Annotated in this window: 10 protein-coding genes; 7 read left to right on the top strand and 3 right to left on the bottom strand. The window is 70.3% G+C overall.

Annotation, left to right across the window (positions count from 1 at the left end):
• Positions 1–8 precede the first annotated feature (8 nt).
• Entirely contained in the window at positions 9–473 is a 465-nt protein-coding gene (locus tag ACI2K4_RS20525; RefSeq protein WP_404513291.1) for a YbjQ family protein, read from the bottom strand.
• Between the two features lie 377 nt (positions 474–850).
• The gene (locus ACI2K4_RS20530) at positions 851–1,537 is read right to left on the bottom strand and encodes a S1 family peptidase (protein WP_404513292.1); all 687 of its coding nucleotides are present in this window, start codon (positions 1,535–1,537) and stop codon (positions 851–853) included.
• A gap of 409 nt (positions 1,538–1,946) precedes the next feature.
• On the opposite strand from ACI2K4_RS20530, the gene purS reads away from it, so the two are divergent.
• The 4 genes from purS to ACI2K4_RS20550 are packed head-to-tail and all read left to right on the top strand — an operon-like array spanning position 1,947 to position 6,473.
• Positions 1,947–2,201: a phosphoribosylformylglycinamidine synthase subunit PurS gene (gene purS / locus ACI2K4_RS20535; protein WP_404513293.1), complete on the top strand. Its 255-nt coding sequence runs from the start codon at positions 1,947–1,949 to the stop codon at positions 2,199–2,201.
• The gene (gene purQ, locus ACI2K4_RS20540) at positions 2,198–2,881 is read left to right on the top strand and encodes a phosphoribosylformylglycinamidine synthase subunit PurQ (RefSeq protein WP_404513294.1); all 684 of its coding nucleotides are present in this window, start codon (positions 2,198–2,200) and stop codon (positions 2,879–2,881) included. The genes purS and purQ overlap by 4 nt, the downstream gene beginning before the upstream one ends.
• Positions 2,878–5,709: a phosphoribosylformylglycinamidine synthase subunit PurL gene (gene purL, locus ACI2K4_RS20545; RefSeq protein ID WP_404513295.1), complete on the top strand. Its 2,832-nt coding sequence runs from the start codon at positions 2,878–2,880 to the stop codon at positions 5,707–5,709. The genes purQ and purL overlap by 4 nt, the downstream gene beginning before the upstream one ends.
• Before the next feature lie 8 nt (positions 5,710–5,717).
• On the top strand, positions 5,718–6,473 hold the full coding sequence (locus tag ACI2K4_RS20550) for a 2-phosphosulfolactate phosphatase (RefSeq protein ID WP_404513416.1): 756 nt from the start codon (positions 5,718–5,720) through the stop codon (positions 6,471–6,473).
• A 122-nt stretch (positions 6,474–6,595) separates the two neighbouring features.
• On the opposite strand, the gene ACI2K4_RS20555 is transcribed toward ACI2K4_RS20550, so the two are convergent.
• A complete protein-coding gene (locus tag ACI2K4_RS20555; protein ID WP_404513296.1) occupies positions 6,596–8,317 on the bottom strand; it encodes a carboxypeptidase-like regulatory domain-containing protein in 1,722 nt (573 codons plus the stop codon).
• A gap of 497 nt (positions 8,318–8,814) precedes the next feature.
• Between ACI2K4_RS20555 and ACI2K4_RS20560 the strand changes: the two genes are divergently transcribed.
• The 3 genes from ACI2K4_RS20560 to purM all read left to right on the top strand — a co-directional run bounded on the left by ACI2K4_RS20560 (position 8,815) and on the right by purM (position 12,195).
• Positions 8,815–9,171 carry a sterol carrier family protein gene (locus tag ACI2K4_RS20560; protein WP_404513297.1) on the top strand — a complete coding sequence of 119 codons (357 nt, stop codon included), beginning with the start codon at positions 8,815–8,817 and terminating at the stop codon, positions 9,169–9,171.
• Between the two features lie 169 nt (positions 9,172–9,340).
• Complete coding sequence (gene purF / locus ACI2K4_RS20565; RefSeq protein WP_404513298.1) at positions 9,341–10,921, top strand: amidophosphoribosyltransferase; 1,581 nt, start codon at positions 9,341–9,343, stop codon at positions 10,919–10,921.
• Positions 10,922–11,028: 107 nt separating this feature from the next.
• Positions 11,029–12,195 carry a phosphoribosylformylglycinamidine cyclo-ligase gene (gene purM / locus ACI2K4_RS20570; RefSeq protein WP_404513299.1) on the top strand — a complete coding sequence of 389 codons (1,167 nt, stop codon included), beginning with the start codon at positions 11,029–11,031 and terminating at the stop codon, positions 12,193–12,195.
• Positions 12,196–12,284 lie beyond the last annotated feature (89 nt).

The raw sequence follows: 12,284 nt of genomic DNA on the forward strand, positions 1-12,284 counted from the left end.
CGGGGCGGTCAGGTTTCGGGGGTGGGGGTCGGGGTTTCGGCGGCGCTGCGCAGGTCCGGCGCGCTCGGCGGCTCGGAGACCCCGATCGGTTCGGGCAGGATCTCCGCGCTGTGCGCGAGCTCGGCGGCGAACAGCGGCTCGTCCGGCAGCGGGGTCCTGGGCTGCTCCCGGATCACCACGGCGGTGCCGTACGCGCAGAGTTCCATCCACATCTCGCCCACCTCGCGGTGGTCGAAACGCATGCCGATCACGGCGTTCGCGCCGAGCCGGCGGGCTTCCTCGCCCAGGTTGGCCACCGCCTCCGTACGCCACCGGGTGAGGTTCTCCGGTGCTTTGGGGTCGTACGCCCCACCGCGGAGGTTCTTCACCCCTTCGCGGTACGGATTTCGGGTTCGGGCCATCGATGACACTACTTCGCCGAGGACTTGGCGGATCTCGTACCCGGGAAGGACATCCGTCGTCACGACCAGCACGTGTTGATGCTGACAGAGCAGGCGTGGCGGCAATTGTGAGGTCTGTTCACGTCGCCTCATGCTGCAAAACCGCGCGCGGCGGTAGAACGACGTGTGGGGGGTGCAACGCCTCCGTCGGCCAGGAACGGCGTGGCGGGCACCCAAGCACGTGGGGGAGACAGCAAGGGCGTGAGGGATGCGCAAGGGCGTGGGGGAGACAGCAAGGGCGTGAGGGATGCGCAAGCACGTGGGGGAGACAGCAAGGGCGTGAGGGATGCGCAAGCACGTGGGAGAGACAGCAAGGGCGTGAGGGATACGCAACGGTGTGCGGGATACGCGACGGCGCGGCGCGGACGGCCGGGATGATCCGGGCGTCCGCGCCGTACCCCTGAGGAGGACTAGACCCCGGCGACCGAGGTGATCCAGGCCCGGTTGTACGCGACGCTGCCGTAGTTCTGGATGTTCGCACCGTCGGCGGTCGAGGCGACCCCGACCTGGGCGCCGTTGTAGAACTCCGGCCCGCCGGAGTCACCGCGCCAGGCGTTGCCGTTGATCCGGGTGCTACGGATCGCCCGGCCGCCGTACGCGTCGGTCACGTTGGTGCTGGTGACCCGGACGTTGGCGGTCTTGAGCGTGGTCGAGGCGCCGCAGCCCTCGTAGCAGGTCATGCCCCAGCCGTAGATCGAGTTGGTCGAGTTGACCGGCGGGTAGCTGCTGGAGAGTGTCACGTATGAGGTGTTGATCGCGGTCGAGAGTTGGAGCAGGGCGAGGTCGTACCGGCTGGAGTACGACGAGACGCCGCTGGTGACACCGCCGGAGGTCCGGTTGACGCTGCCGACCCGTACCGACATCGTGCCGCTGACGCAGTGCCGGGCGGTGAGCACCCAGCGGGACGCGATGATTGTGCCGGAGCAGGTGAACGAGCCGTTGCTGAACACGGCGGCGGCCCAGGGGGCGGACGAGACCGTGCCGCCGCCGATGATCAGCGGGGTGACCGGTCCGTCGCTCGCGGCGGCGGCGGAGGGGGCGACGAAGACACCGACGAGCGCGGTGGCGACGGTCGCGAGGGTGAGACGGATGCGCATGTAGAGGGCTCCTTCCGGGGGGTGGCACCCGGGGTTTCCGGGTCGGGCCGAGCCACCGAGGGCGGCTGGGTGTCCGCCGTACGGTTTTGAAGATCGAACGTTCGGTGTGAGAAACCAGACGTTCGACGCCACACGCTAAGAGGTTCGTCGTTCATTCACAAGAGTCAGATCGAACCTCCCCGATATGATCTAGGCGCCGCGACCGGCCGGTACGCGAAGATCACCTTTGCTGGACGCCCTCCCGTGCGTCCGGACGCGCGTGATCGCGCCGGTCGGCGGGGGGTGTGCGATTTTCCACAGGCTTGTCCACAGGGCGGCCGGTGCGCCGGTCGAGCGCTCTGCCAGGTACGCTTGCCCCGCTCGCCCCTATGGGCCGGCACCCAACTGCGTACACAGTCAGGAGTGCCCAGTGCCTCGCGTCGTCGTCGACGTCATGCTCAAGCCGGAGATTCTCGATCCTCAGGGCCAGGCCGTCGCAAACGCGCTGCCTCGCCTGGGTGTCAGCGACGTCTCCTCGGTGCGCATCGGTCGGCGCATCGAGATCGAGTTCACCGGTGAGCCGGACCTTGATCGGGCCCGGGAAATCGCGGACAAGTTGCTGGCCAACCCGGTGATCGAGGACTTTGCGATCCGAGTGGCCGATGCCGAGGATGAACATCCGTGACGGCCCGGATCGGAGTGGTGACCTTCCCCGGGTCACTGGATGACGGCGACGCCGCCCGTGCGGCCCGGATCGCCGGCGCGGACGTGGTCCGGCTCTGGCACGACGACCCCGACCTGCACCAGGTCGACGCCGTGGTGCTGCCCGGCGGCTTCTCGTACGGCGACTATCTGCGCTGTGGCGCGATCGCCCGGTTCGCCCCGGTGATGGAGTCGCTCGTCGCCGCCGCCAACGAGGGCATGCCGGTGCTCGGCATCTGCAACGGCTTCCAGATCCTCTGCGAGGCGCACCTGCTCCCCGGCGCGCTCACCCGGAACAAGCACCTGCACTTCCGCAACCGGGACCAGTGGCTTCGGGTCGAGTCGGTCAAGACCGCCTGGACGAACACGTTCCAGCCCGAGCAGGACGTACTCATCCCGGTCAAGAACGGTGAGGGCCGGTTCGTCGCCGACCGCTACGTCCTCGACCAGCTCGAGGCCGAGGGCCGGGTGGTCGCCCGCTACCAGCGCGGCAACCCCAACGGCTCGGAGCGTGACATCGCCGCGATCACCAACGAGGCGGGCAACGTGGTGGGCATCATGCCGCACCCGGAGCACGCCGTGGAGGCGCTGACCGGTCCCTCGCTCGACGGTCTCGGCTTCTTCACCTCAGTCCTCAAGCACCTCGCGGGAGTGCCGGCATGACAACCCAGCCCGACACGGCGTCGAGCGAGGCCGGTGGGGTGACTCCGCCAGCCGACCAGCCCGCGAACCACGACGTCGAGGCAGCCACCGCGTCGTCCCCGGCGGAGGGATCCGCGCCCGCTCCGGCGCAGGCGGTCGTCCCGCCCACCCAGGCCGGTCGTCCGGCGCACGCCGCACCGAACGCGTACCCGGACGACCTCGACACCGTCGAGCGGGCCGTGGACACCCCGGACGAGTTGCAGCCGTACCCCGAGCTCGGCCTCCGCGACGACGAGTACGACCGGATCCGGCAGATCCTCGACCGTCGGCCGACCCAGGCCGAGTTGGCCATGTACTCGATCATGTGGAGCGAGCACTGCTCGTACAAGTCGAGCAAGGTGCACCTGCGCCAGTTCGGCGAGAAGGCGCCGCCGAGCGACCGGATGCTCGCCGGCATCGGTGAGAACGCGGGCGTGATCCAGATCTCGGACAAGCTCGCCGTCACCTTCAAGGTCGAGTCGCACAACCACCCCAGCTACGTCGAGCCGTACCAGGGCGCGGCGACCGGTGTCGGCGGTATCGTCCGCGACATCCTGGCGATGGGTGCCCGGCCGATCGCGGTGATGGACTCGCTGCGCTTCGGTGCCATCGACCACCCCGACACCGCCCGGGTGCTGCCCGGCATCGTCGGTGGCGTCGGCGGTTACGGCAACTGCCTCGGTCTGCCGAACATCGGCGGGGAGATCGTCTTCGACCCCAGCTACCAGGGCAACCCGCTGGTCAACGCGCTCTCGATCGGCGTACTGCCGGTCGACCGGCTGCAGAACAAGGCCGCCGCCGGGCCGGGCAACATCGTGGTGCTGATGGGCGCCAAGACCGGTCGGGACGGCATCGGCGGAGTCTCCGTGCTCGCCAGCGCCACCTTCGACGAGGGCAGCGAGCAGCGCCGCCCGGCTGTCCAGGTGGGCGACCCGTTCACCGAGAAGCTGTTGATCGAGGCCTGCCTCGAGCTGTACGACGCACAGCTCGTCGTCGGCATCCAGGACCTCGGCGGCGCGGGCCTGACCTGCGCGCTCACCGAGACGGCCGCCGCCGCCGGCACCGGCATGCGGGTCTGGCTGGAGCGGGTGCCGCTGCGCGAGCCCTCGATGACCCCGCACGAGATCCTGGCCAGCGAGTCGCAGGAGCGGATGCTCCTGGTGGTCACGCCCGACCAGCTCGACGCGGTGCTCAAGACCGCCGAGAAGTGGGGCGTGCTCGCCACCGCCATCGGCGAGGTCACCCCGGCGCAGGCCGACGGAGAGCCGGGACGGCTGCTGATCACCTGGCGGGACCACACCGTCGTCGACGTACCGCCGGGCTCCCTGGTGGACGACGGGCCGGTCTACGCCCGTCCGATGCGCGAGCCGGCCGACCTGATCCTGCTCCAGGCCGACCGGGCCGAGACGCTGCCCCGCCCGTCGACGCCGGAGGCGCTGCGCGAGACCGTGCTGCGCATGATCGGCTCGGCGAACCTGGCCGACAAGTCCTGGGTCACCGAACAGTACGACCGTTACGTGCTCGGCAACACCGTGCTGGCTCAGCCGGAGGACGCGGGCGTGATCCGGGTGGACGAGGAGAGCGGCCTCGGCGTCGCGATCTCCCTCGACGGCAACGGCCGGTACGCCCGCCTCGACCCGTACAACGGGGCGAAGCTGGCGCTCGCCGAGTCGTACCGGAACGTCGCCGTGACCGGCGCCAAGCCGGTCGCGGTCACCGACTGCCTCAACTTCGGCTCGCCCGAGGACCCGAGCGTCATGTGGCAGTTCGCCGAGGCGGTACGCGGCCTCGCCGACGCCTGCGCCGAGCTGGGCATCCCGGTGACCGGTGGCAACGTCAGCTTCTACAACCAGACCGGTGCGGCGGCGATCCACCCGACCCCGGTGGTCGGTGTGCTCGGGCTGCTCGACAACGTGGCCGACCGGGTGCCGATGGGCTTCGCGGCCAAGCCGGGCGGTGACCACGACCTGATCTTCCTGCTCGGCGAGACCCGGCTGGAGCTCTCCGGCTCCGAGTGGGCCTGGGTCACGCACGAGCACCTCGGCGGCGTGCCGCCAAGGGTCGACCTGGGCCGCGAGCGGGCGCTGGCCGAGCTGATCGCCGAGGCGGCCCGGGTGGGACATCTCACCTCGGCGCACGACCTCTCCGACGGCGGCCTGGCCCAGACCCTGGTCGAGGCGAGCCTGCGGCGTGGGGTCGGCGCGCGGATCGGCCTGCCGGACGAGTTCACCAGCGGCTCGATGCCGTTTGTCTACCTGTTCAGCGAGTCGGCCGGTCGTGCCCTGGTGACGGTGCCGCGTGGCCAGGACAAGGCGTTCCTCGCCCTCTGCGAGGAACACGGCGTGCCGGTGACCGCGCTCGGCATCACCGACCCCGCCGGTGGCGCGCTGGACGTACGTGGCCAGTTCACCCTGGGCCTGGACGAGCTGCGGGCGGCGTTCGAGTCGACCCTGCCGCGTCTGTTCGGCGACGACTCGACGACCGGCTCCGAGCCGGTTCCGACCGACTCCGACCCGGTGACCGAGCCGAGCGTCGGTGCGCCGGTCGCCGTGGCCGCATCGGTGACGGCCGAGGGCACGGAGCCGACCGAGACCGTACAGGCGGACGAGCCGGGTGTGGTCGAGGCCGTGACCGACGAGGTGGCGGACGAGGCTGTGGCCGACGTACCGGCGGACGAGGCGGTCACCGACGAGCCGGTGGACGCCTCGGCAACCGACGCGCCCGCCGACGCCGTACCGGGGCAGGACGCGGCGCAGCAGGTGACCGGCGAGGAGCCGACGACGGAGGCTTCGGCCAAGAACCAGCCGTGACGGACGCTTTGGTCGGCACCGTCTACGCCCAACCCGGATCCGGGGCCCGTTTCGACTGGGGGCTGGGCGGTGCCGCCGAACTCGGCCGGGTCTGCTCCGCCCTGGTCGTGATCGACGTGCTCTCCTTCACCACCTCGGTCGAGGTCGCGGTGAGTCGTGGGACCAGGGTGCATCCGTTCCCCTGGGGCGCCCAGGCGGCCGAGTACGCACGCCGGCTCGGCGCGGTCGCGGCGGTCGGTCGCGGCGCGGTCACCGACCAACACCCCTGGTCCCTGTCACCAGCGGCTTTGCGTACGGCACCGGTCGTGCCCGACCTCGTGCTGCCCTCTCCGAACGGCTCGACGATCTCCGCCGCGGCGAGCGCGAGCGGTGTGCCGGTGGTCGCGGCGTGCCTGCGCAACGCGCCGGCCGTCGGCCGCTGGCTGATCGACCAGGGGTACGGCACCTCGGAGCGCCCGATCGGGGTGATCGCGGCCGGTGAACGTTGGCCGGACGGCACCATCCGCCCGTGTGTGGAGGACCAGCTAGGTGCTGCGGTTGTGCTCGACGTACTGGCCACCGTGCCCGGTGGACTGTCGGTGGAGGCCGCTGTCGCGCTGGCGGCGCTGAGCAGCGTGCCGGACCTGCCGGCGGCCGTCCGGGGCTGCGTCTCGGGCCGGGAGCTGATCTACCGTGGCTTCGGCGCGGACGTGGAGATCGCGGCGCAGGTCGGCGTCTCCCAGGTAGTTCCACTGCTCAGCGACGGGGTGTTCGCGAGCGCCTGACCGGCGACCGTCTCCACGGGACGGAAACAGAAGAACCGCACCCCGTTTGTCCGGGGTGCGGTTCTCTGCTGTTACGGAAAGCTGTGGCCGGCCGGGAGAAAGCCTCCCGGCCGGCCCGACGATCAGTCGTCCAGCCAGTCCACCGAGCGGCGCTCGCCGCCACGGTTCGGCGGCTGCCCGCCGGGAGCGGCGCCGGACCGGCCGTGCCCGGCACCCTGGCCGGACTCGTCGTAGTAGCCGCCCTGCTGCTGGTCGTAGGCCGTACGGTCGTCGTAACCGCCGCGCTGCTGCTGGTCGTAGCCGCCACGCTGGTCGTAGCCGCCGGCCTGCGGCTGGTCGTAACCGCCGCCCGCCCCGGCGCCGTAACCCGGCTGGTCACCGTAGCCACGAGACCCGGCACCGTAGCCGTCGGCACCCGACTGCTGGTCGTAACCGGCACCGGCGGTCGGCTGGCCGTAGCCCCCGGCGCCCTGGCCGTAGCCCTGGCCACCGTACGCCTGCTGGTCCGCTCCGTAGCCGCCGTCGGCGCCACCGGACCCGTAGGAGCCGCCCTGGGCGTACGGGTCGGCCGGCGGGGCGTACTCACTGCCACCGGCGCTCGGGCCGTCATAGCGTCCGGTCGGCTCGTCGTAGCGCCCGTTCTGCCCGGCGGACGGGTATCCGCCACCGGCTGCGGGTGGGTAACCGCCTGCCGGCTGCTCGGCACCGTAGCCCCCGCCGGAGGCGCCGTAGCCGCCCGCGCCGGAGCCGGGAGCGTTGCCGTAACCGCCGGCACCCGAACCCGGGGCGTTGCCGTAGTCGCCGCCGGCACCGTAGCCGTTGGCCTGTCCGCCGTAGCCGCCCGCGCCGGAACCGGGTGCGTTGCCGTACCCACCGGCCTGGGTGTTGCCGTAGCCGTCGGATCCACCGGCGCCGTACTCGCCCGCGCCGGGAGCGCCGCCGTACCCGTTGCCCGCCGCTCCCCAGCCGTCCTGGCCACCTGCGCCGTACGCGGCGGTCTGCGGCTGCTGTGACGGCAGTGGTGCGCCGTACGGGTCCGGGAACTCGTCGTCGACCAACGGACGGTTGTGCATCATCGTCGGCGCGTCGGCGATCGACCGGTCGATCGCGGTGGCGTCGCCGCCCATGCCGGCGCGGTTCGTCACCCGGGTCTGGTCGGAGCCGCTCTGGTAACCACCGCCACCGGCGGGGCTGCCACGGGGACCGCCGGCCGCCACGTCGCCCCCGTCCTCGTCGTTGTTCTCCTTGCGGCGCATCCAGAGCAGCACGATGGCGCCGACACCGAGCGCGACCAGCAGGCCACCGACGATGATCAGCAGCCACGAGCTGAAGCCGCCGCTCGATTCCGACTCGTTGCTCGCGGCCTGCTGACCCGGGGCCTCGCTGCCTTCGGCGGCGGGCTCCTCCGCCTCTTCGCTCGGCACCGCCTCGTCACTCGGCAGCGCTTCCGGGGTGGCCGAGGGGGAGGCCCCACCGACCTTGAGCGCGATCCGCTGGTCCCGGAGGGTCTGGTTGGCGGCAGCGTTGATCTTCTTGACCGCCTGCTGGTCGTCAAGGCTGGCGCCGAGGTCGATCGAGCCCGGGGTGATCGGGTTGTTCGCCGAACCGAGGAACTTGAACGCACCGCTGTTGCTCGTGGTGGTCGAGTACGAGTGGTTCTGGGAGTCGAGCAACACAACCGAGGCGTTCGGCAGGGCCTTGCCGTTGAGGTCGGTGACCCGGCCCGAGATCTCCTTGACCGTCTGCGTCGCGGGCGGCTGCGTCGGCTGCTGGGGCGCGGCGGTAACGCTTAGCGAGAAGTTAGCCGTATCTGAACCACCTGCAGCTACCGCTTGCACTATCACCGAAGCGCGGTTCGTAGCGGGCGCGTTCGGTGCGGCTCTCAGCGTCAAGAGCTGATTCTTCGGCTCCTCGCCGAACTTGATGGCAACGTCGGCACCACAGCCACCGGTGCAACTTACACCCTCAGGGAGTCCGGTGACGTTGATCTTCACTGAGGTGTCGGTCGCGTCCCTGGCAGTAATCTGCACTGTGACCGTTGTGTCACTACCAGCTCGAATCGTCACCGAGTTTGGGGAAACATCGATGTCGGGGGCTGCTGCGAGCGCTGGTGTGGAGGGGAGAGCGAGTAGGGCACTGGATACCAGAGCCACGACCACACCGGCCCGTCGCTTCCAGGCATGTCGGTGTGTTGTCACGTCCACCGCCTTCCGGTCTGACTTCTCGGACCAGGGTTCACTACCGTACGAATACACCGTCGGCAACTATGCCTTGTTCGGGTGGAGTCGCGCGACCCAGGGGCAGCGTCAATTGGCACGACGGTAGGCCGTATCGTCCCGTCGTGTCCTCTCCGTACAGTAAGTCCTCGCTGGTGGTGACAGCGCTCGCGGAGCTCGAAGCTGGCCGTACCCCGGCCCGTGAGCTGCTCCGGGACGCGGTCCGAGAGCTCCTCGCGGAGCTTGCCCGGAAGGCGCCTGGCCGTTCGGTGGAGGTACGGGTCCCACCTTACGGTGCGGTTCAGTGCGGGTCCGGGCCGCGACACACCAGGGGTACGCCGGCGAATGTCGTGGAGATGGAGCCGGCGACCTGGATCCTGTTGGCAACGGGTCGGCTCTCCTGGGCCGACGCGATCGAAGCGGGCCGGATACGGGCCAGCGGAAATCGCGCGGACATATCGCCCTATATCCCGCTTGATTAGTGACACTCACGCCAATCGGACGTAACAGTAAGGAGCCAAACGGTGACTTTCTGTACTGCTCCCGGCTCGCGTACACTGTCTGACGACGGAACTTCCAGATTCCCGTGCCCTAGGCGAGTCCGAGCAGATCCGCACAGCGCAGATCAGCCTTCAGTTTGAGGAGCGGCAGGTGCCCCGAGGCGACGGCCGGTTGAGCCACGAACTCGACCCCGAACGGCCCGGCCCGCAAGACGCCTGCGGCGTGTTCGGGGTGTGGGCGCCGGGTGAAGAGGTCGCGAAGCTGACCTACTTCGGTATGTACGCCCTGCAACACCGGGGCCAGGAGGCGGCGGGCATCGCCGTCAGCGACGGCTCCGGCGTGGTGGTGTACAAGGACCTCGGCCTGGTCGCCCAGGTCTTCGACGAGCCGACCCTGGCCAGCCTGCGCGGGCATCTCGCGATCGGGCACACCCGCTACTCCACCACCGGTGGCTCGACCTGGGAGAACGCCCAGCCGACCATCCGGGCCAACAGCGCCGGCACCACCATCGCGCTGGCCCACAACGGCAACCTGGTCAACACCGCCGAACTCGCCCGGGAGGCCCGGGAGCGGGGGATGGACTCGGACGGGTCGACCTCCGACACCGCCCTGGTGACCATGCTGCTGGCCAGCCGGCCGGATCTCTCGGTCGAGGCCGCCGCGCTCGAGGTGCTGCCGATGCTGCGGGGCGCGTTCAGCTTCGTCTTCATGGACGAGAGCACGCTCTACGCCGCCCGCGACCCGCACGGCGTACGGCCGCTGGTGTTGGGCCGGATGGAGCGCGGCTGGGTGGTGGCGAGCGAGACCGCCGCGCTCGACATCGTCGGGGCCAGCGTGGTCCGGGAGATCGAGCCCGGCGAGCTGATCGCGATCGACGAGCACGGCCTGCGGTCGGCCCGGTTCGCCGTGCCGGAGCCGAAGGGCTGCCTCTTCGAGTACGTCTACATCGCCCGGCCGGACACCACCATCGCCGGCCGCAACGTCTACTCCGCCCGGGTCGCGATCGGCCGGCAACTGGCCAAGGAGCACCCGGTCGAGGCGGACCTGGTGATCCCGGTGCCGGAGTCGGGCACGCCGGCCGCGATCGGTTACGCCGAGGGCTCCGGCATCACCTACGGCGCCGGGCTGATGAAGAACCCGTACGTCGGACGTACCTTCATCCAGCCGTCCCAGACCCTCCGCCAGCTCGGTATCCGGCTCAAGCTGAACCCGCTGCGGGAGAACGTCCGGGGCAAGCGGGTGGTGGTCGTCGACGACTCGATCGTCCGGGGCAACACCCAGCGGGCGATCGTCCGGATGCTGCGTGAGGCCGGTGCGCTGGAGGTGCACGTCCGCATCTCCTCGCCGCCGGTCAACTGGCCGTGCTTCTACGGCATCGACTTCGCCACCCGGGCCGAGTTGCTCGCGAACGGTCTGGACAACGAGGGAATCCGACGGTCGATCGGGGCCGACAGCCTCGGTTACGTTTCGCTCGCCGGCCTGATCGCGGCGACCGAGCAGCCGAAGACGCGGCTCTGTCGGGCCTGCTTCGACGGGGAGTACCCGATCGAGCTGCCAGCGGGGAACCTGATCGGCAAGCACGTACTCGAAGGAGTGGGCCGCCGGGTCGCGGACCAGGCGCCGGAATCCGGAGAGCAGCGGTACGAGGACGGCTCCGACGGGGCCGGCGCGGACACCCCGTCACCGCTCGTCCCCAGCCCGGGCGCGCGTGACGCACTTCAACGCCCGTAACGAACCGACCGGCGCGGCCTACGTCCAGCGTCCGGTGAGTGCCAAGAGTCGAGCGATCCTCGACCGCTACCCGACGCGGCTGGCCGCGAGGAACAAAGGGGAGAACCGTGACGCACGTGACTGAGCGCAATGGCGCAGGTAGCGGGTCGACCGAGGGCGCAGGCTCCGGCGGCGGCGTGCGCCAGCCCTGGACCGCCGGATCCGGTCGGGCCACCCGCAAGCGCAGCGTCTCGTACGCGGACGCCGGTGTCTCGATCGAGGCCGGCGACCGGGCGGTCGAGCTGATCAAGTCCAAGGTCCGGGGCGCCCAGCGTCCCGAGGTGATGGGACAGCTCGGCGGCTTCGCCGGCCTGTTCCGGCTGGACACCACCAAGTACAAGAAGCCGATCCTCTCCGCCTCGACCGACGGCGTCGGCACCAAGCTGGTCATCGCCCAGCAGCTCGACATCCACGACACGGTCGGCATCGACCTGGTCGCGATGGTCGTCGACGACCTGGTGGCGACCGGCGCGGAGCCGCTCTTCCTGCTCGACTACATCGCCACCGGCGAGGTCGTGCCGGACAAGGTGGCCGAGATCGTCGCCGGCATCACCGACGGCTGCCGGTACGCGGGCTGCGCGCTGCTCGGCGGCGAGACCGCCGAGCACCCCGGGGTGTTGAAGCCGGACGAGTACGACATCTCCGCCACCGGTGTCGGTGTGGTCGAGGAGAGCGAGATCCTCCACCCGGAGCGGGTCGAGGTCGGCGACGCGGTCATCGCGATGCGCTCCTCGGGTCTGCACTCCAACGGATACTCCCTGGTCCGGCACGTCCTGCTCGGCGCGGGCCGGATGCGGCTGGACACGGTGATCGAGGACTTCGGCCGGCAGCGCACGCTCGGCGAGGAGCTGCTGACCCCCACCAAGATCTACGCGCAGGACTGCCTCAAGCTGATCGCCGAGACCGAGGTGCGGGCGCTGGCTCACATCACCGGCGGCGGCATCCCCGGCAACCTGGTCCGGGTGCTGCCCGAGAACGTCGACGCCGTGGTCAACCGGGCCACCTGGAAGCCGCAGCCCATCTTCGACATGGTGCAGGCCAAGGGCCGGATCGACGACTCGGAGATGGAGTCGACCTTCAACATGGGCGTGGGCATGTTCGCGATCGTCTCCGCCGAGGACGCGGACCGGGCGCTGGCCTGCCTGGCCGGCCGGGGCGTAGAGGCGTGGCAGGCGGGCGAGATCATCGAGGGCACCGGCGAGGTGCAGATGATCGGTCACCACACCCGTGGATGATCACTGACCGTACATTCGTGCATACCTGATTCTTTGCCGTGATCCTTCGCATACCCGCTCAGGACTTCACCCGGGTGGCCGCCGCAACC

This window comes from Micromonospora sp. NPDC050397, from assembly GCF_044901685.1.
GTDB lineage: Bacteria > Actinomycetota > Actinomycetes > Mycobacteriales > Micromonosporaceae > Micromonospora_G.